Below are 19,014 nucleotides of genomic sequence, written 5' to 3' on the forward strand. Positions count from 1 at the left end.
CGCATCCCAGGGGCCACATGGGACACCCTCCCGTGGGCCCCTTGTCGTTTCAGCGAGCGCCCTCGTCCATGCGCTCGGGCTCGATGATGCCGGCGAAGGGCTCCCAGCTCTCATCCATGATGGAGTAGTTGTCGGTGAGCTCCTCGTCGTTGGCGATGTCGCGCAGCGCGAGCGTCGTGAAGCGCCGGTTGGGATCGTTGCCGCAGCTGGAGTTGGGCGATTGGTTCATGAAGCGCGCGTGGTCGCCGCACAGGACGAGCGTGCCCTGCTCGCAGTAGGCGTAGCGCGCCAGGAACGCCTTCATGACGAATGCCGCGAACAGACGCGTCTTCGATCCAGCGCCCGCGAAAGGTGTGCGCTTCCGCAGACCCGACGCTTCCTCGGTGCGTCCTGACGGGCAGTCGGAACTGGTTGAAGCCTTCCGCTGGGGGGACGAGGAGCGGGTACGCGCGCTGGTTGCTGCGTGGCGCGAGGCACGGCCTCGCGAAGCCAGGGCCGTGCTGGAAGAGATGCTCGAGTCTCCTGATGAGAGGGTTCGCCAGGCCGCGGCTTTCGCGCTAGGCGCGTGGGCAGGTTCGTCGAGCATCAAGCGTCTGGAGCAGCAACTCCTCCTGGAGGAGGCGCGAGGCAATGACAGAGCAGACGGATGTGAATGATCTGACGTATGCGCTCTGGCGCAAGCGTCATCCTGAGCTGATGTTTCCTGCACTTCCGCTCGAGTCACGCTCCGCGTTGCGCGACGTCGCACGCAGGCTGGCGGTAGCGCCAGCGGCCCTTCGTAGCATTGGAGCCGCGGTTACCCTTCAGTACGTAGGACAGCGGGAGGACGCGGAGCTTCTAGAGGCCCACCGGCCTCAGGACGATGTGCTCGGTAAGGTGTTCGACGACACGGTGCTCGCCCTGCGCAACCGTCCCACTCAGGCGTGAGTCCAACTCAACGGTTGTTGGGAGCGAGAAGAGCCTCCAAGGCGGAGCGGGCCTCGGGCGTCAACCGCTGTCCCACGAGCCGCAGTCCACGCCGGGACAGCGGCCGGTAGACATCAGCGACCTCGGGAGGGAGCGCCGCGAGGTGCGCCGTCACCACCCCCGCGTCTCCCCGGGCGATGGGTCCGGTGTATCCGGCCGTGAGTCCCCGGGCCTCCACGCCTCGTAGCGCCGAGCGCGTCAGCGGCAACAGTGCGGCGAGGGCGTCCTCCTCGGAGATGCCCGCGGCGCGGAAGGCCTCCACGGCCGCGGAGAGGGCCGCCACCACGCCTCCCGCGCTCAGCACGGCTCCCGCATGGTAGGCGGCGCGCTGCTTCTCCGGCACCCGCAGGGCGCGCAGGCCCACGTCCTTCGCCATCCGCTCCAGCACCTCGCGCAGCCATCGGGAGCGGGTACTGAGGGCCACCGAGTTCCCCGCCAGCGAGTCGCGCGGATCCGACACCGCGACCAGCGGATGGAAGGATCCGAGTACCCGTCCACGCGGAGCACCCAGGGCCTCCAGCGACAGCGCGCCCGCGCAGTGCACCAGGGCGGCACCTCGCGCGAGCCGGGGCTTCAGCTCCTCGGCCACCCCGGGCACGGCCTTGTCCGGCACGCACAACAGACACACCCGGGCCTGGGCCACATCCCGCTCGGAGGCGGGCTTCAGCCCCAGCTCGAGTACCCGGCGCCGGCTCTCCTCGGAGCGCGCCAGCACGCGTACGGGCCAACGCTTCGCCGCGAGCGCGAGGGCCAGTGCTCCGCCCAGCCGGCCCGCGCCCACCACCACCACCCTCGGACGGCTGGGACGCGGGGGGCTCACGGGCTCAGCGGCTCTCGCGCAGGAACTGCAGCTCCCCGGACTGCACGGAGACCTGCACCCGGTCCCCCGCCATGAACTCGCCCGCGAGGATCCGCTCGGCCAGGGGCGCCTCCACCAGCCGCTGCACCACCTGGCGCATGGGCCGGGCGCCCAGCTTCGGGTCGAATCCGCCCGACTTCATCAGCAGCTCCACCACCTCCGCCCCGGCCACGTACGCAATGCCCTTCTCCGTGGCCAGCCGCCGGCTGCTCTCCTCCAGCAGCAGGTTCGCGATACGGGCCACCTGCTCCTCCGTCAGCGGACGGAAGGGGAGCCGCTCGTCGATGCGGTTCCACAGCTCGGGAGGCAGCGCCTGACGCGCGGTGGCGCTCGCGGCGTCCATGTCGTTCTGGGCCTTGTTGGTTTCCGAGGCCGCCGAGCCGAAGCCCAGCGCGCGGCTCGTCTTGTGGAAGGCGTCCGCGCCCAGGTTCGTGGTGAGGATGACGACCGTGTTCGAGAAGTCGATGTGCCGGCCCTTGCCGTCCGTGAGGCGGCCCTCCTCCAGCACCTGGAGCAGGAGCAGTTGCACCTCGCGGTGGGCCTTCTCGATCTCGTCCAGCACCACCACGCACGAGGGCCTGCGGCGCACGGGCTCGGTGAGCTGGCCGCCCTCGCCATAACCCACGTAGCCCGCGGGCGAGCCGATGAGGCGCGAGACGCCGTGGCCCTCGGACATTTCACTCATGTCCAGGCGCACCAGCGAGTCCTTGCTGCCGAAGAGGACCTCGGCCAGCCCGCGCGCCATCTCCGTCTTGCCCACGCCCGTGGGGCCCAGGAAGAGGAACGAGCCCATGGGCCGGCGCGAGGCGAAGCCCGCGTAGTTGCGGCGGATGACGCGGGCGATGCGGGAGATGGCCTCCTCGTGGCCGATGACGCGCTCGCCCAGGTCCGCCTCCAGCCTCAGCAGCCGCGCCGAGTCCGTCATCAACAGGCGCTCCTCGGGGATGCCGGCGATCTTCGCCACCACCCGGGCCACGTCCGAGGCCTCCACCAGCTCCTTGCCCTCGCGGCGGCTGCGCGAGCCGGCCAGGTCCACCACGGAGATGGCCTTGTCCGGCATGAAGCGCTCCGTCACGTAGCGCGACGCCAGTGACGCGGCCGCCTCCAGCGCCTCGGGGGCGTAGCGCAGGCCGTGGTGGTCCTCGTAGCGGCCGATGATGCCCTGGAGGATCTCCACCGTCTCCGGCACCGACGGCTCGTGCACCACCACGGGGGTGAAGCGCCGCTCCAGCGCCGGATCCTGCGAGATGAACTTCCGGTACTCGTCGTGCGTGGTGGCGCCAATGCAGGGGAACTCGCCGCGCGCCATGGCCGTCTTCAGCTCGTTGGCGGCGTCCTGCGGACCCTCGCCCGTGGAGCCCGCGCCCACCAGTGTGTGGATCTCATCGATGAACACCACCACGCGGCCGTCCGCCCGCCGGACCTCCTCCTTGAGGGCGTTGAGCTTCTCGGAGAACGAGCCGCGCAGCTGCGTGCCCGCCACCAGCGTGGCCATGTCCAGCTCGAGGAGGATCTTCTCGGCCAGGGTGCCGCGCAGCTCGATCAGCCGCTGGGCCACGCCCTCCACCACGGCCGTCTTGCCCACGCCCGCCTCGCCCAGCAGGCACGGGTTGTTGGTGCGCCGCTTGCCCAGGATGTCGATGACCTCCTCGATCTCCTTGGCGCGGCCCACCACGGGATCCAACTTCCCCTCCTGGGCGAGCCGGCTCAGGTTGCGGCCCAGCGAGGTGAGCAGGGGGAAGCGCTTCTCGTCGAGCACCAACGCGGGCGCGGAGGGACGGGCCTGCACGGGCGCCGGACGCGGCGGGGAGACGGGCAGGGGAGCCGGAGCGGCCGGCGCCGTCACGGGCGGGGCCAGGACGGCGGGAACCGGCGGCGGGGTGCGCGTGGGCAGCGGGGGCAGCGGGGGCACTGGCGTGGGCTCGGCGGCGCCGGGCACGTCCTCGTTCACCTCGTCGATGAGATCTCGAGGGGAGAGCGCGGGCCGGGACGGGGCGCGAGGGGGCACCGGGGCGGGGCGGGGCGAGAGCGCGAGGGCGGAGGCGGGCGGCGCCGAGGGCGGGGCACCCAGGGGCCGGCCGGGGCGCGGCACGCCCATGGCCATCGAGTTGCGGCCCGGCTGGAGCCTCCGGGGCATGCTCCCGCTGAGACAGTAGGAGAGGGCGGTATTGCCCAGGTTGATGAGGTGCAGGCCCGCCTTGGCCATCAGCTCGCTGGCGGCGCAGCGCACCCGGGTGAAGGCCACCAGCAGGTGCATGCAGTCCGTCTCGCGCGCGCCGCTGCTCTGGGCGATCTCCCTCGCCCGCATGCACAGCTCCCGCACGAGCCCCTCCTGCTCCGAGGGATGTGACGTCATCCTCTCCAGGAGGCTGTCCTCGTCGACGCCCTTCTCCTTCAGGAGGAGCTGCGCCCGGTTCTCCACCGTGAACAGTGCCAACAGTACGTGGGCCGAGGTAGGCTTCTGTGCCACGCTCTGTGCGATGTCATGGGCTTCGTGGAGAACCTGAGCGAGATCCGAGCTGTCGACCATTCGAGTTCCGGCAGGCGGGCAAGCGAGCACATACACCCTTCGGATCCACTCGGCAAAATTTCCGCTACAGGTTGCTACGCCCCCCACGGGTCGTGAGGGGACCTGGGAATGGTCCGGCTGCTAGCCTGTTGGGGGGCCATTGTCATCCGGCTTGCAATGGGAGGCGCTCCTGGGCGTACATCCCGTCGCCCCGCCACCTCTCCTTATGAGCTCAATCGTTCAACCCACCCGTGTGCTCCTCGACCCGCTCGACGCGACCGGAGCCGCCATCGAGGCCCGCCGCTGGGTGTGGCCCCTCCTGATCCTCGCCGTGTGCGTGTCCGCTTCTGGGACGGCATTTTCCCTCCGCTGGGACGCCGGCCCCGCGGTGGTGCAGCAGATGCAGATGACGGGCCAGCTCGGGCGGGCCACGGAGACGGAGATCACCGAGGAGATCCAGACGGCCTCGCGCAAGGCGCTGGTGGCGGGGATCGCCAAGGGTGTCTTCGTGATGCCGCTGCTCACGCTGGTGCTGGCGGCGGCGTTGTGGGTGGTGGCGTGGCTGGTCGATCGGAGCGCGCCCTTCGGCCAGCTCATGTCGGCGGCGGCGCTGGCCATGCTGCCCATCGCGCTCTACCACGTCATCTTCGCCCTCTGCGCACTCGCCCAGCACTCGCTCTCCGAGACGCGGGTGATGGACCTGGTGCCCTCGAGCCTGGCGGCCCTGGACGGGCTGTCGCCGAAGATGGCCAAGGTGCTGCGGGGCGTGGACTTCTTCAACCTGTGGAGCGTGGCCCTGCTGGGGTTGGGCTTCTCCTCGGCCACGGGGATGAGCAAGGGCCGTTCGGTGCTGCTGTTCGTGGTGCTCTACATCCTGTTCGTCGGGGTGTTCTTCATTGGCCTGCCCGCGATGATGGCCGGAGGTCCCGGCGGTCCGCGGGGGGCAGGTGGTCCGGGAGGTGGACGATGAACGTGCTCATGCTCACGGTGGCGCTCGCCACCCATGCGACCCCCATCCGTCTGGAGGATGCCCGTGCGAGGAGCCGGGAGAACGTCCAGGCCCTCACCGCCGTCCTGGAGGCCTCCAGCGCCGAGCAGGACGTGCGTATCGCCCGCTCGTCGCTGTTGCCCCAGGTCCGGTTCTCGGGCAGCGGCAACCTGACGTACATCGGCCCGCAGCGCTCCTACAACATCGTGCCCGTGGAGGGCGGCGGCTTCCAGCAGCTCGCGGTCGACACGCCGGAAGTGGCGTTCCCCAACCTCAGCCTGGGCGTGTCCGTCTCGCAGCTCCTCTATGACCGGGCCGTCTGGGCTCGGCTGGAGCAGAGCGGGGCGCAGCTGGAGGCGCAGCGCGGCGAGGCGCTCGAGCAGCAGGACACCTCCGAGCTGGAGGGCATCAACCGCTTCTACGCGCTCTTCCGCTCCCAGGCGGCCATCCAGGTGCTGGAGGCCAACGTGCGGCGCAGCGAGCAGCAGCTCGAGCGGGCGCGGGCGCTCTTCCAGGCGGGCCGGGTGGGCAAGGCCGAGGAGCTGTCCGCGCAGGTGAACCTGGGCAATGACCGCATCGCCGTGGTGTCGCGGCAGTCGCAGCTGGCCACGGACCAGGCGCGGCTGACCACGTGGCTGGCCATGCCGGGCGCCGAGGTCGTGGAGGCCGTGGACCCGGGTGTGCTGACCCAGACTCCCGCGCCGGCCCCCTCGCTGGAGCAGGCGCTGCAGGAGGCGAGGACCCGCCGGCCCCTGCTGGTGGCGCTGCGCAAGCGGCTGCGCGCGGCCGAGCTGCAGCGGAGCATCGCCACCGCCGGCTACCTGCCGCGCTTCTCCCTGGATGCGGCCTACCAGCGCCAGGGCCAGGATCCGGAGATCTTCTTCGGCCAGCCGTCGCGGCAGAACGTGGTGCGCGGTGGTGTGTCCATCTCCTGGGACATCTTCAACGGCTTCACCACGCAGGCGCAGGCGCGCCGGGCCGAGTACCAGACCCGGGCGGCCGAGCTGAACATGCAGCAGTCCGAGCGCGAGATGGAGGGCACGGTGCGCCAGTCGCACGTGGCCCTGGAGGCGCAGATCGTCTCCGCGGAGCTGGCCGAGGCCAACCGCAAGGCGGCCGCCGACGCGCTGGTGCTCGCCGAGGAGCGCTTCAACGCCGGAGTCAGCTCGACGCTGGAGGTGCGCGATGCGCAGCTCAAGCTCACGCAGGCCGAGCTGACGCTGTTGGAGAACAGGATCAACGTCGAAATCGCCCGCTTCACGCTGATGCGGGCCATGGGCACTCTGGCCCCGGGAGAAGCGAAATGAAGTGGTGGAAGGCGGTCATCGCAGGCGGGCTGTTCCTCGGGGCGACGGCCATCACGGTGGGCGGTTTGAAGGACCGGCCGCCCCCCACGGTGGAGGCGCAGGTGGGCAAGGCCCGCAAGGGCAGCATCACCCGCACCATCACGGGCGCCGGCAAGGTGCAGGCGGCCACCACGGTGAAGATCTCCTCCAACCTCTCCGGCGACCTGATGGAGCTGCTGGTGAAGGATGGAGACCGGGTGACCAAGGGCCAGGTGCTGGGCCGCATCTACCGCAAGCGCTACGAGGCCTCGGCCAAGCAGGCCCTGGCGGCGCAGAACGCGGCGCGCTCGGACGCCCAGGTGGCCCAGGTGGAGGCGACCCGCACCGAGGCCGAGCTGGCGCGCGTGGAGGAGCTGGGCAAGAAGGGCCTGGCCTCGGCGGCCGAGGTGGATCAGTCGCGGGCGGCCCGGGACACGGCCCTGGCCCGGCTGGCCGCGGCTCAGCAGCGCCTGGCGCAGGCCTCCGCCGTGTCCGAGGAGGCGCAGACCAACCTCGCCCGGACGACGCTGTTGTCGCCCATCGACGGCAACATCATCGAGCTGTCGCGCGAGGTGGGTGAGCGCGTGCGCGGCTCGGACCTCTCCGAGGACGTGGTGATGACCATCGCCGCGCTCAACGTGATGGAGGTGAAGTTCGAGGTGGGCGAGCACGAGGTGGTGCACCTCAAGCCCGGCCAGCCCGCGGAGATCTCCGTGGACGCGCTGGAGGGGGAGTCCTACCAGGGCTCGGTGGTGGAGATCGCCCAGAAGGCGCTCATCAAGAACCCGGGAACCGAGGCCGAGGTCACCACGTTCCCCGTGACGGTGGCGCTCGACATCCGGCCGGCGCGGGTGCTGCCGGGCATGAGCGCCGAGGTGCGCATCTCCGCCGAGAAGCATGACGACGCGGTGCTCGTCCCCATCCAGTCGGTGACGGTGCGTCCGGAGAAGAGCCTGCCGGACTACCAGCCGCCGGTGGAGGGCGCGGGCCTGTCGGTGGCGCGCCGCGCGGAGACGCTGGCCAAGGTGGTCTTCGTGGTGGACGCGGACAACAAGGCGCAGCTGCGCCGGGTGCGCACGGGCATCGCCTCCGACACGGACCTGGAGATCCTCGAGGGGATCGCCGAGGGCGACAAGGTGGTGGAGGGCCCCTACCGCACGCTGTCCAAGGAGCTGAAGCACGGGGACACGGTGCGCGAGCCGCAGATGGGCGGCCCGGGTGGCCCCGGTGGTCCGGGTGGGAAGAAGTCGTGAGCCAGGTCAACGGCGCCGGGTCCCCCCGGCTCATCGATGTGCAGGACGTCACCCGTGTCTTCCACGTGGGTGGCGAGGAGGTGCGCGCTCTGCGGGGCGTCTCCTTCGGTATCAGCCGCGGCGAGTGGGTGGCCATCATCGGCCAGTCCGGCTCGGGCAAGAGCACGTTGATGAACGTGCTGGGCTGCCTGGATACGCCCAGCAGCGGCCGCTACATGCTCAACAACAAGGACGTGTCGCACATGACGGACGACGAGCTCGCCGTGGTGCGCAACGAGGAGATCGGCTTCATCTTCCAGACGTTCCAGCTGCTGCCCAAGGAGACGGCGCTCTCCAACGTGGAGCTGCCGCTCGTCTACCGGGGCATGCGGGCCAAGGAGCGGCGCGAGCGGGCCAGGGCGGCGCTGGCGAAGGTGCACCTGGAGCACCGCATGCACCACCGGCCCAACGAGCTGTCCGGTGGTCAGCGCCAGCGCGTGGCCATCGCCCGGGCGCTGGTGGCCGAGCCCTCCATGCTCCTGGCGGACGAGCCCACGGGCAACCTGGACTCGGCCACGGGCGAGGAGATCGTCCGGCTCTTCGAGGAGCTGCACCGCGCGGGCAACACGCTGGTGCTCGTCACGCACGAGCCGAAGCTGGCGGCGCGCTGCCCGAGGGCCATCCGGCTCAGTGACGGGGAGATCGTCGCGGATGGACCCGGGCGCCAGGTGGCCCTGGGAGACCTGCACGCGCCTCCGGCGCAGGCGGCGGGGGGCTCATGAGCAAGGCCGTGCGCGTGGATGTCATGGAGGGGGCGCGCATCGCCTTCTTCTCGCTGGGAGCCAACCGCATGCGCACCGTGCTCACCACGGTGGGCATCGGCATCGGCGTGGCCACGCTGCTGGCCATCATCGGCATCATCCAGGGGCTCAACGCCTCCTTCGACAAGCAGCTGGCCTCGCTCGGCTCCAACACGCTGCAGGTCTCCAAGTTCCCCTGGGTCATCAAGGGGGACTGGTGGATGTACCGCAACCGGAAGAACTTCACCCTGCCGCAGGTGGAGCAGATCCGCGCGCAGGCGCCGTTCATCGCCGCCATCTCGCCCATCGTCGGCCGCAACGGGGACGTGGGCTTCAATGGCCAGCAGCTCTCCACCGTGGACGTCTTCGGGGTGACGCAGGAGTACTTCGCTATCGGCTCCTGGCAGGTGATGTCCGGGCGTTCCCTCACGGACGCGGATAACGCCGTGACCCGGCCGGTGGCCGTGATCGGTGCCACCGTGGCCGAGGGCCTCTTCCCGGGCATCAATCCCCTGGGCCGCTCCATCCGCATCGACGGCCGGCCCTTCCAGGTGGTGGGCACGCTGGCGCGCAAGGGCAAGCTGCTGGAGAGGGATCAGGATCTGGCGGTGATGGTGCCCTTCAAGACGTTCTACTCCACCTTCGGCAAGGGCCGCCCCTTCAGCATCTCCATGGCCGTGGATCAGGGGCAGGACATCCGCAAGGCGGAGGAGCAGCTCGTGGGCATCGTGCGGCGCGTGCGGGGCACGCCCCCGGGCGCTCCGGACGACTTCTCCATCAACCGCCCGGAGCAGCTCGCCCAGACGTACGAGCAGCTCACCGGCGCGCTCTATGGCGTGGCGCTGGGCGTGGGCTTCATCACCATGCTGGTGGGAGGCATCGGCATCATGAACATCATGCTGGTGTCGGTGCGCGAGCGGACGCGGGAGATCGGCATCCGGCGGGCGCTCGGGGCGCGCAAGCGGACCATCGTCGTGCAGTTCCTCATGGAGGCGTCCGCGGTGTCCGCGGTGGGCGGCCTGTTGGGTACGATCGTGGGGTTGGGGACGGCCAAGGTGGTGTCCCTCATCACTCCACTGGCGGCGGACGTTCAGGCGGGCACCATCATGGGCGGCGTGGGCTTCGCCGCGCTGGTGGGGCTGCTGTTCGGCATCTGGCCGGCGGCGAGAGCCGCGAACCTGGATCCGGTGGAAGCCCTCCGGTACGAGTGAGCACGAGCATGTTCCAACGCTTCCAGGCCAACCTGCTGGCCATGGCCGACAACCTGCGGCTGGCCATGGGCACCTTTCTGGGCAACCCGCTGCGCACGCTGCTCACGCTGCTGGGCATCGTGATCGGCGTGACGACGGTGATCGTCATGATGGCGCTCATCGAGGGCCTGCGCCTGAAGGTGAACAACGACTTGTCGCAACTGGGCGCCAACACCTTCGAGGTGAGCAAGTGGCCCTCGGGCTTCGGCCGGGTGAACTGGCGGATGTACGCCAGGCGCAAGAACCTGACGCTGGAGGACATGCGGGCCATCCAGGAGTTCTGTCCCTCGGTGGGCGTGGTGTCCGCCTCGGACACGTCGGGTGGCCAGAAGATCTCCAGCTCGACGATCGAGACGCGGCCGGGGGTGCAAGTGACGGGCGCCACGTCCGAGTACATCAACACCAGTGGCATCACCGTGGCCGCGGGGCGCTTCTTCAGCCCGGTGGAGGCGGTGGACGGCCGTCAGGTGGCGGTGGTGGGCCTGGACGTGGCGGACACGCTGTTTCCGGGCATGGAGCCGCTCGGGCAGCAGCTGCGCATCAAGGGCCGTCCCTTCACCGTGGTGGGGGTGCTGCAGCGGCGGGGCAGCTTCCTGGGCATGGTGAGCATGGACAACGTGCTCATCGTGCCCATGCGCTCCTATGAGATGGTCTACGGAGAGGTGGACTCCGTGGAGGTCGCGGTGCAGGCGCGTGAGCCGGAGCTGCTCGACAAGGCGAAGGAAGAGGTGACGAACCTCATGCGACGCCGGCGCGACGTGGCCCCGTTGGCGCCCAACGACTTCGAGGTGCACACCAACGAGTCGATGACGCAGACCTTCAACAGCCTCTCGCAGGTGATCACCATCGCCAGCTTCGGGGTGTGCCTGCTGTCGCTCATCGTGGGCGGCATCGGCATCCTCAACATCATGCTGGTGTCGGTGACGGAGCGGACGAAGGAGATCGGCATCCGCAAGGCGCTGGGGGCGCGCAGGTTCCGCATCCTCGCGCAGTTCGCCACCGAGGCGGTGATGATGTCGCTGCTGGGTGGAGCGATCGGCGTGGGGCTCGGCTTCGGGCTGGCCTTCCTGTCGCGGTGGGTGCTGGGCTTCAACACCGTGGTGCCGGGCTGGGCGGTGGTGCTCTCGCTGGTGATGAGCTCGGGCGTGGGCCTGGTGTTCGGCATCTACCCCGCGGCCCGCGCCGCGAGGCTGGATCCGGTGGAGGCCATGCGCTCGGAGTAGGGCGCGGGGCACTTCGCTTCAGGAAAATGAGTGGAGGAGCTCCTCCACCGTCGTCGTCATTTCGAGCTTCACGTTGCCATGCATGCCTTCGTCACAGAAGGTGAGCGGCTCGTGAGCGGCGATGGTGGAGCGGCACCATTGGGCGAACGCGGCGGAGTCCGGGAGGTCGGCTTCGAAGGCAATGCAGCTGCCTCTCCGGTTGAGCGAGCCGTCCAGGTGCGAGTGGGCCATGGGGACGAGGAATTCCAGCGCATGACGGCTGTCGGGAGCTGTGACGTGTGTCACTTCCGCGCCGGACCATCGCGATACCAGTCTTCGTGCGAAGTCCTCTGTGGACAGGACACCATCCCGCGTGGCGATGACGAAGTATTTCATGGACGGACGATCACCTTACCCGGAGTCCGAACTGCTTTCGGACTAGTACTACTCGGTCACTTCTCTCGGGGCGCATCGCCTCTCTGTCGGCAACTTCCCTCGGATAATCTCCGAAGTGACCAAGTAGTACTAGAGCTGTCAGTCGTGAAGCTTGTTCAGGAAGTCAGTCAGGCTGTCGGCGATAGGGTAGATGAAGGTCTCCACGGTGACCAGAACGACCTTGGGTTGTGCTGAGCCGGAACGGTAATCAAAGCATATGGATTCGCCGCCGGGAGTTTCGGCGAATGGAAATATGCCCTTGGGAAGGTGAGGCTCCAAAGCCTCGTGTATCCGTCTGACGGAGTAGCCCTCACGATTCTCGTATGGCCTTATCGTCAACAGCACATTGAACACGCTGGTGCCTCTCCCTACGTCAAAGACAGAGGGCTCAGGCGTCATGCCTTGATGGGAGGTGACGAGCGCCTTGTATTCCTCTGGGAGGCGAACACCCCATTCTTGTTCGAGTTGCTCCAGTTCCTGATGGGTCACTGGTTGTGGGTCGATACTCAGGTAGGGCATCCATTGAATGGGCATGCTCAGTACCCTCCGCCCCAGATGGCCATTCCTCCTGTGTGTGGACGCGCGAGAATATGGGCCTCCTCTTCCAACTGTCGCCAGCCCGCGATGAGCCCCGCCAGCGTGTCCCAACCCACGTAGCCGATCAGGGAGGCGGTGATCACGATGACGATCACCTTTGAAATGGGCTCAGGTATCGCCAGGAGCGTGAGCGTCATGGTGAGTGTGCTCATCACCGCGATTTGAAGCTGGACCGGATCCAACACTTCGTTGATGACAGCGGCGGTTCCGTCCCAGACCCCCGGATTTGCCAATGCGAAAGCCAGGGCTCGCCTGGCCTCTTCAGTCAGGTAGGGCAGCCCTTTGAGCAACCTGAAGCAGTCGCCTGGAGTGCCTCGTGAATCACACCATTGGTAGTAGGCGGCGACCAACTGGGAGTGTTCGTCCTGCTGCTCAGGACTCCCCCAGGAGACGATTTCCAACTGCTTCTCCGGCCGGGGCGGAAGCTTGTCCCGGAGTTCCCGGGCGAGCCGCACCATCGCGGCGTTGTAATCGGCCTGGGACACCTCCACGGGCTTGATGCGAACGGGAGAGCGCACCACCTGGGCGTGTGATTCTTCCGTGACCAGGACGACACGTGAGCCTGTATCCGCGATGTTCGTGCCCGCCGCGCGCCCGCCGTCCGTGGTACAGCCCACGGACAGCAGGAGCAATGCCAGCACGCACACCCCCTTCATCCGGGTTTTCTTCTGGAGGGAAATGAGAGTGGCCGGAGTCGTCATTCCCGAGCAGCGTTGCTCAGCACACGGTGCTTTGCCAGAGCCCACCTTTGGAGTGGTGCCGCCCGGAACACCGCCCGCTACGGCGCGGCGGCCACGCCCACGGGGCAGCTCACCCCCGTGCCCCCGAGGCCGCAGTACCCGTTCGGGTTCTTCGCCAGGTACTGCTGGTGGTAGTCCTCGGCGTAGTAGTACTCGGGCGCCGGGCGCAGCTCCGTGGTGATGAGGTCGTGGCCCGCCGCCGTGAGCACCTTCTGGTAGGCCTCGCGCGAGGCCTCGACTGCCTTCCGCTGCGCCTCCGTTGTCCAGTAGATGGCCGAGCGGTACTGCGTCCCCACGTCGTTGCCCTGGCGCATGCCCTGCGTCGGATCGTGGCTCTCCCAGAAGACCTTCAGCAGCGTCTCGAAGGACACCTTCTTCGGGTCATACACCACCAACACCACCTCGGTGTGGCCCGTGCGGCCGGAGCACACCTCCTCATACGTGGGGTTGGGCGTGAAGCCTCCCGCGTACCCCACCGAGGTCGAGTACACGCCAGGCGTCTGCCAGAACTTGCGCTCGGCCCCCCAGAAGCAGCCCAGGCCGAAGATGGCCTGCTCCATTCCTTCCGGGAAGGGCGCCTCGAGCGGCGCGCCGTTGACGTGGTGCTTCTTGGGGACCGCCATCCGCGCGGAACGGCCCGGCAGGGCCTCCTCCGCGGATGGCATCTTCAGTTTGCTGGGGTTCAGGATCCGCCACATGCCCCGAGATTAACGCGGCGTCCGGGTGCTCGCCGGGAATGTGACGGACCTGGCGCCCACTGGCGCACACCCGCGAGCGTGCCGGGCGGCGCTCCCTCCCTCGCCCTGGCTCCTAGCGGAGCTGCTTGCCGGTTCCGGTGAAGACGCCGGGTACACCCTCGAAGCGCACCTGGGCCTTGGACATGACGTGGCGCACCGCCACCACCTGCAGGGCCGCGTTGCGGACTCCCTCGGCCGTGGCGGGGTTGGCCAGCGCCCGGCGCGCCTCCTCCAGCGACAGCCCGAAGGGCACCACCGCCTGCTCCAGCACCTCGTCCATCTTGTCCGGCGTGAGCTGCAACTTGTCCCGCTCGATGAGCGCCCTCAGGGCGAAGGCGATGCGCAGGCGCCGCTCGGCCTCCAGCCGCGTGGTGGGATCGTCCAGCCACCCGTCCAGCGACTCCTGCAGCTCGTCCGGCGCGAAGTCCTTCCGCGACAGCATGCGCGCCTCGGTGGCGCTCCAGGCCTGGCGGATCTCCTCGTCCACCATCTCCACCGTGAGCGGCACCTCGGTGCGCAGCACCAGCTCGTCCAACACCCGCTCCTGCGCCTCCAGCCACATGTCGTCGGCCCGCTCGTTGGCGATCTCGTCCGCCAGCGACTCCATCACCGCCTCGAGCGTCATGCCGCGGCCGAGCTTGCGCACGAAGGCCTCGCTCTCGGCGTCCGGGACCGTCACCTCCCGCGCCGCCACCACGTCCACCAGGAAGGTGGCCTGCACCCCGCGCAGGTGCTCCACCGGGTATGTGTCCGGCAGCGTCACCTGCACCTCCTGGCCTCCACCCACCGGCGTGCCCACCAGTCCCTCCGGCAGGCCAGGCAGCAGATCCGACGGCGCCATCTCCAGCTCCAGGCCGCTCCGCGCGCTGAAGGGGATGAGCCGGCCCTGGGCATAGCCCAGCGTGTCCAGCACCACGGTGTCCCCCATCCGCACCGGTTCACCCGGCGCCCGCTCCCGCGTGGCCGAGTGCGCGCGCACCAGCTCGTGGAAGCGCATGAGCAGCTCTTCCTGGGTGATGTCCGAGTCCTGCGGAACGGTGACCTGGAGATTCTCCAGCGAGGGTGCCTTCACCGCGGGCAGCTTGAGCTCCTGGCGCTGGGGCGCCGCGCTCGTGGCGGCTCCGGACGCGCGCGCCGTCTGGGCCACCGGGCCGCCAGGGGAGGGGGATGCCTTGGCCGCCGGGCGCTGAGCGTTGCCCTCCAGCTTCCGGAGGATGTGATCACCCTCGATGGAACCGGTGCTGCCGCGGTGGGCTCCATTGCTGTCGTTACGAGAAGACACCGTGACTCCCTCGGGCCCCCGGGGCGGGCCCATCCTGTGAAAACGAAGAAGCGGGCGGCGACACCTGGGATCGCCGTCCGCTCGGTTCCTTCGGGATTAAAGCAGAAATCCTGTTTTGAGGGCACCCACCCCCTCGGGCCTCAGTTGAAGAGGCCGCCGATGAAGCTGGACACCGTGGAGACGGCGGCGCCCACCTGGCTGACGACAGGGATGTTGGTGGCGGCGGCGATGGAGCCCAGGGCGGTGACGCCGGCCGTCACGCGGGAGCCGACGCTGGCGTTCGGATCGCGCAGGGTGTTGACGAAGGCGGCGGTGTCCGCGGCGGCGATGGCCACGTTGACACCGGGCACGAAGCGGCCCGCGGCCCGGCCCGCCGCCGCGGCACCGGCCCGGGCGACGGTCGAGGCCGCGGCGCGGGAGGCCACCCGGCCCACCACCGAGCCAGCGACGCTGGAGGCCGCCCGGCTCGCGGCCTGGGCGACGCGGGCGGACACCCGCGGGGCCACGTTCCGCGCCACCCGGCCCAGGGTGCGCACGGCGTCGCGCGCCTGGGGCACGGCCTCGGCGATGTCCCGGACGGAGCTGAGCGTCTCCCGGGTGGAGGTGAGCGCCCGGCCCACGTCCTCGGCGCTGCCCGTGCGGAAGGCCTGCCGGATGTCGCGAATGGCGGTGGGCGCCTGGGTGATGGCGTTGCGGACGTTCTGGCCGAGGTTGAAGAGGGTGCTGCCGGCTCCGCCGAGCCCACGGGTGTTCTCGCGCAGGTTGCCCAGCGCCTGGCCCACGCGCGACTGCGTGGCGCGGGAGATCAGGTTCCGCGCGGTGTTGCGCACGCGGGAGGCACCGAGGCGCTCGGCCACGTTGCCCGCCACGTTGGCAGCGCGCTGGTACGTCTGGCCCAGGCGCTCGGCGGCCCGGGGGAAGGTGCGCGAGAAGTCGTCGCGGATGGAGCGCAGTGCATCCCGCGCCTCCCGTCCAGCGGTGACCGTGTCCCGGGCGCCTCGCACCGCGTCGAACGTGGAGCGCAGCGCCGTGCCCGCGTTGGCGAGGCTGGGGTCGCGGAAGGCGTTGCGGACGTCGTTGAAGGCGGTGCGCGTCTGGCCGCCCAGGTTGCGCACCTGGCTGCCGAACTCCACCAGTGAGTGGGCGCTGCCCAGGGTGCGCTGGGTAAATCCCGCGGTGCGCCGGAAGGCCTGGGCGGTGGGGTTGTTGGCCACGCTCGAGGCCAGCCGCTGGGCGCTGGAGGCCACGCGCTCCAACCCGGTGCGCTCCGCCACGCGGGACGCCACCGAGGCGGCGCGCTGGTACGTCTGGCTCAGGCGCCCGGCGGTCCGCGGGAAGGTGCTGGCGAAGTCGTCGCGGATGTTGCGCAGGCTCTCGCGGGCCTCGCGGGCCTGGGTGACGACCTCTCCGGTGGACCGGGCGGTGTCGGTGACGGAGCGGAGCGCCTGACCGGCGGCCGAGAGGCTGCGGGTCCGGACGGCCTCGCGCACGTCACTCGCGGCGGTGCGCGCCTTGCCGGCGAGCTCGCCCACTCCCTGGCCGAACGTCTGGATGTTCTGTGCGTGGCCGAGGGTCCGCTGGGCGAAACCGGCGGTGCGGCGCAGCGACTGGGTGACGGGATTTGCGTTGACGCGCTCGGCCACCTGTCCGGCCGTCCGCTGCACCTGCTGCACGCCGTGTTGGGCCGCCCGCTGAAGCTGGGCCGGGGCCTGCTGCACCGCATGGGCCGCGCCACCCACGGCACGTCCCACGTTCCGCACGCCCTGACGCGCCGCGGCGGAGACCTGGCCGAGGGCATTGCCCAACAGGCTCCGGGGCTGGGGCTGGGCGCGCGCGGCGGGGGGTCCACTGTGGGCGCGAGCGAGCTGCCGCGTGGCGGCACTGGCGGTGCGGCCCAGGGTCCGCTGTGCGACGGACCGGGCGGGGGTGAAGGTGCTCCGGGCCGTGTTGGCGAGCCGGGCGGCGGGCCTGCTGACCACGGCCGCGGCGACGCGCGCGGGGGCGCCGAGGAGCTGCTGGGGCCGACGGGTGAGCCGGCTCAGGAAACTCATGGAGAAATCCTCTCGGAAATCGAGACAGGGGATTATCGGAGGGAGACCCCGTCCAGGTGCGTCCGCGCCACGGGAGATGGCCTAGAGTGGGTACAGATGCCCCCCTCCACGCCCCCCGAGACCCCCGAGCCGGTCGCCTCCGAGCGGCCCCGGCTCATCATCAACGGGGAGCCTTTCCCGCCCGAGGACCTCTGCCGGAGCCTGTCCCCGTCGGTCCTGCTGCGGCTGAGCGTCACCAAGGAGCCCTACGTGCCGCCCGAGCCTCGCCGTCCCATGCCGCTGCCGGAGCGGGTGGAGGCCCTCCCGGCACGGACCCTGGCGGTGATCCTCGTGCTCCTCGGCCTGGGACTGGCGGCGCTCATCCTTCTCTAGACCCTCACCCTGACCCGCTCCCAGAGGGAGAGGGAACATCCTTCTGGCCCTGCTGACGATCCTCGCGGGCGGTCATGAGCTGCCGGTAGGGGATGACGCGCACCAGCTCCGCGAGCGTGGTCTGCCCGGAGGCGATCTTCTCCATCGCGTCCTCCACGAGGGTACGGAAGCCGTGCGCCCGCGCATGGCGGCGGAGCTGCGCGCCGTGGGCCCCCTGGGCGATCAGCTCCTGCAGCCCCGGGTCCACCACGAGCAGTTCGTAGATACCGACGCGCCCGCGGTAGCCGGTGTGGCGGCACTCCTCGCAACCCACGCCCGTCTGGGGCTGGATGCCGTCCAGCAGGGGGCCGAGCAGCTCCTTCTGCTTCCGGGTGGGCTCGGCGGGCGCCACGCACTTCGGGCAGTTGCGGCGCACGAGCCGCTGGGCCAGCACCGCGAGCAGCGAGTCCGCGATGTCGGTGTCATCCAGCTCCAGGCCGCGGAGCCGGCCCACGGCGCCCACGGCATCCGCGGTGTGGAGCGTGCCGAGCACCACGTGCCCGGTGGCCGCGGCGTTGAGCGCCATGGTGCCCGTCTCCTGGTCGCGGATCTCCCCCACGAGCATCACGTTGGGATCCTGCCGCAGCAGCGCGCGCAGCAGCAGCGCGTGCGACATCTGCGAGGTGACCTCCTTCTGGTTCACCTTGGGGACGTAGTACTCGATGGGGTCCTCGGCGGTGATGATCTTCTTGCGCCCATCGTTGAGCTGCGCGAGTGCCCCGTAGAGGGTGGTCGTCTTCCCGCTGCCGGTGGGGCCGGTGACGAGGATGAGGCCCTCGGGATTGGAGAGCAGGTTGAGGAACACCCGCTCCGTGTCCGGGCTCATGCCCAGCTTGCTCACGGGGACGAGCCCCGCGCTCGAATCCAGCACGCGGATGACCACGTCCTCGCCGCCCGGGCTCGGCACCACGCTCACCCGGTAGTCGACGACCTTGTGCTCCTCGTCCTGGACGAGCACGGCGCGGATGCGGCCGTCCTGGGGCTTGCGGCGCTCGGTGATGTCCATCCCGGCGAGGATCTTGATGCGGCTGACCACCTCCTGCACGGACTCCGGATCCATGTCCGTGAAGGCCTGGTGCAGGATGCCGTCGATGCGGTAGCGCAGGTCCACATCGTCGCGGTAGCTCTCGATGTGGATGTCCGAGGCCTTGCGCTCGAGGGCGCCGGCGAGGATGTCATCCACCAGCTCGACGGGCGTGGGCGGCTGCCGCGAGGGCAGGCGCTTGCGGATGACGAGATCCGCCTTCGTCTGGGGCCCGGCCCCGAAGCCCGTCCGCAGGGCCGTTTCGATCTCGTAGAGGTTGAGCTTCACCGGCTGGATGGCCCGCTGCAGGAAGTCGGAGATCCGGAAGCGCAGGGACTGGTTGTCCGGATCCGCCATGCCGATGGTGACGGGTGCATCGGGCGCCTGCGCGTCGATCTTCCCCAGCACCACCACGGAGTGGCGGCGGCAGAACGGCTCCGGCAGCAGCCTCATGGAGTGGCGGTCGAGGGTGTACTGCGAGAGCTCGGAGAAGGTGTCTGACCCTTGGGCCATGGCGGTGGGCATAGCACGCCCGGCCGCGGGCCCAGGACTCCAGGCACACGATGACGGGGATGGGGCGGTCCGTTATCGTCCGTTTTCGGGCTC

At 69.8% G+C, this 19,014-nt stretch carries 19 protein-coding genes; 9 read left to right on the forward strand and 10 right to left on the reverse strand.

Annotated elements, in window-relative coordinates:
• Nucleotides 1-49: 49 nt before the first annotated feature.
• Complete coding sequence (locus tag Q664_RS62640) at nucleotides 50-367, reverse strand: SET domain-containing protein-lysine N-methyltransferase (protein WP_481954997.1); 318 nt, start codon at nucleotides 365-367, stop codon at nucleotides 50-52.
• On the opposite strand from Q664_RS62640, the gene Q664_RS62645 reads away from it, so the two are divergent.
• The gene (locus Q664_RS62645; RefSeq protein ID WP_152622096.1) at nucleotides 303-656 is read left to right on the forward strand and encodes a HEAT repeat domain-containing protein; all 354 of its coding nucleotides are present in this window, start codon (nucleotides 303-305) and stop codon (nucleotides 654-656) included. The genes Q664_RS62640 and Q664_RS62645 overlap by 65 nt on opposite strands.
• The gene (locus Q664_RS14310) at nucleotides 631-927 is read left to right on the forward strand and encodes a hypothetical protein (protein WP_043394737.1); all 297 of its coding nucleotides are present in this window, start codon (nucleotides 631-633) and stop codon (nucleotides 925-927) included. Before Q664_RS62645 ends, Q664_RS14310 begins: the two co-directional genes overlap by 26 nt.
• 7 nt (nucleotides 928-934) lie before the next feature.
• Here the strand turns inward: Q664_RS14310 and Q664_RS14315 are convergent, their stop codons facing one another.
• Together Q664_RS14315 and Q664_RS14320 are read right to left on the reverse strand one after the other, a co-directional pair.
• Complete coding sequence (locus Q664_RS14315) at nucleotides 935-1,786, reverse strand: Rossmann-like and DUF2520 domain-containing protein (protein ID WP_075207430.1); 852 nt, start codon at nucleotides 1,784-1,786, stop codon at nucleotides 935-937.
• Nucleotides 1,787-1,790: 4 nt separating this feature from the next.
• Nucleotides 1,791-4,355, reverse strand: coding sequence for an AAA family ATPase (locus Q664_RS14320; RefSeq protein WP_043394739.1), 2,565 nt, complete (start codon nucleotides 4,353-4,355; stop codon nucleotides 1,791-1,793).
• 205 nt (nucleotides 4,356-4,560) lie between these two features.
• On the opposite strand from Q664_RS14320, the gene Q664_RS14325 reads away from it, so the two are divergent.
• Genes Q664_RS14325 through Q664_RS14350 form a run of 6 tightly spaced genes read left to right on the forward strand, consistent with a single transcriptional unit; the run spans nucleotide 4,561 to nucleotide 11,152 of the window.
• Nucleotides 4,561-5,304 carry a YIP1 family protein gene (locus Q664_RS14325; protein WP_043394741.1) on the forward strand — a complete coding sequence of 248 codons (744 nt, stop codon included), beginning with the start codon at nucleotides 4,561-4,563 and terminating at the stop codon, nucleotides 5,302-5,304.
• Nucleotides 5,301-6,629, forward strand: a complete 1,329-nt coding sequence (locus Q664_RS14330; protein ID WP_043394743.1) for a TolC family protein — start codon at nucleotides 5,301-5,303, stop codon at nucleotides 6,627-6,629. The genes Q664_RS14325 and Q664_RS14330 overlap by 4 nt, the downstream gene beginning before the upstream one ends.
• Nucleotides 6,626-7,900, forward strand: a complete 1,275-nt coding sequence (locus Q664_RS14335) for an efflux RND transporter periplasmic adaptor subunit (RefSeq protein WP_043394745.1) — start codon at nucleotides 6,626-6,628, stop codon at nucleotides 7,898-7,900. Before Q664_RS14330 ends, Q664_RS14335 begins: the two co-directional genes overlap by 4 nt.
• A complete protein-coding gene (locus Q664_RS14340; protein ID WP_043394747.1) occupies nucleotides 7,897-8,661 on the forward strand; it encodes an ABC transporter ATP-binding protein in 765 nt (254 codons plus the stop codon). The genes Q664_RS14335 and Q664_RS14340 overlap by 4 nt, the downstream gene beginning before the upstream one ends.
• Nucleotides 8,658-9,890, forward strand: a complete 1,233-nt coding sequence (locus Q664_RS14345) for an ABC transporter permease (RefSeq protein WP_043394749.1) — start codon at nucleotides 8,658-8,660, stop codon at nucleotides 9,888-9,890. Before Q664_RS14340 ends, Q664_RS14345 begins: the two co-directional genes overlap by 4 nt.
• Nucleotides 9,891-9,922: 32 nt before the next feature.
• Nucleotides 9,923-11,152, forward strand: coding sequence for an ABC transporter permease (locus Q664_RS14350; protein ID WP_043394800.1), 1,230 nt, complete (start codon nucleotides 9,923-9,925; stop codon nucleotides 11,150-11,152).
• A gap of 18 nt (nucleotides 11,153-11,170) precedes the next feature.
• Here the strand turns inward: Q664_RS14350 and Q664_RS57700 are convergent, their stop codons facing one another.
• The 6 genes from Q664_RS57700 to Q664_RS52075 form a co-directional block, all read right to left on the reverse strand.
• Complete coding sequence (locus Q664_RS57700) at nucleotides 11,171-11,527, reverse strand: hypothetical protein (protein ID WP_152622097.1); 357 nt, start codon at nucleotides 11,525-11,527, stop codon at nucleotides 11,171-11,173.
• A 138-nt stretch (nucleotides 11,528-11,665) separates the two neighbouring features.
• Nucleotides 11,666-12,100 carry an SMI1/KNR4 family protein gene (locus Q664_RS14360; RefSeq protein ID WP_043394753.1) on the reverse strand — a complete coding sequence of 145 codons (435 nt, stop codon included), beginning with the start codon at nucleotides 12,098-12,100 and terminating at the stop codon, nucleotides 11,666-11,668.
• A gap of 2 nt (nucleotides 12,101-12,102) precedes the next feature.
• On the reverse strand, nucleotides 12,103-12,864 hold the full coding sequence (locus Q664_RS14365) for a hypothetical protein (protein ID WP_152622098.1): 762 nt from the start codon (nucleotides 12,862-12,864) through the stop codon (nucleotides 12,103-12,105).
• Between the two features lie 77 nt (nucleotides 12,865-12,941).
• Nucleotides 12,942-13,601 (reverse strand): peptide-methionine (S)-S-oxide reductase MsrA, encoded by a 660-nt coding sequence (gene msrA, locus Q664_RS14370; protein WP_043394757.1) that lies wholly within the window; start codon nucleotides 13,599-13,601, stop codon nucleotides 12,942-12,944.
• A 112-nt stretch (nucleotides 13,602-13,713) separates the two neighbouring features.
• Nucleotides 13,714-14,922: a trigger factor gene (locus tag Q664_RS14375; RefSeq protein ID WP_152622099.1), complete on the reverse strand. Its 1,209-nt coding sequence runs from the start codon at nucleotides 14,920-14,922 to the stop codon at nucleotides 13,714-13,716.
• Nucleotides 14,923-15,062: 140 nt separating this feature from the next.
• Nucleotides 15,063-16,973, reverse strand: coding sequence for a hypothetical protein (locus tag Q664_RS52075; RefSeq protein WP_052518088.1), 1,911 nt, complete (start codon nucleotides 16,971-16,973; stop codon nucleotides 15,063-15,065).
• Nucleotides 16,974-17,069: 96 nt separating this feature from the next.
• Between Q664_RS52075 and Q664_RS14385 the strand changes: the two genes are divergently transcribed.
• A complete protein-coding gene (locus Q664_RS14385; protein WP_043394759.1) occupies nucleotides 17,070-17,345 on the forward strand; it encodes a hypothetical protein in 276 nt (91 codons plus the stop codon).
• Nucleotides 17,346-17,349: 4 nt separating this feature from the next.
• Here the strand turns inward: Q664_RS14385 and Q664_RS14390 are convergent, their stop codons facing one another.
• The gene (locus Q664_RS14390) at nucleotides 17,350-18,921 is read right to left on the reverse strand and encodes a GspE/PulE family protein (RefSeq protein WP_052518097.1); all 1,572 of its coding nucleotides are present in this window, start codon (nucleotides 18,919-18,921) and stop codon (nucleotides 17,350-17,352) included.
• Between the last annotated feature and the right edge of the window lie 93 nt (nucleotides 18,922-19,014).

The sequence above is a fragment of the Archangium violaceum Cb vi76 genome, assembly GCF_000733295.1.
Lineage (GTDB): Bacteria > Myxococcota > Myxococcia > Myxococcales > Myxococcaceae > Archangium > Archangium violaceum.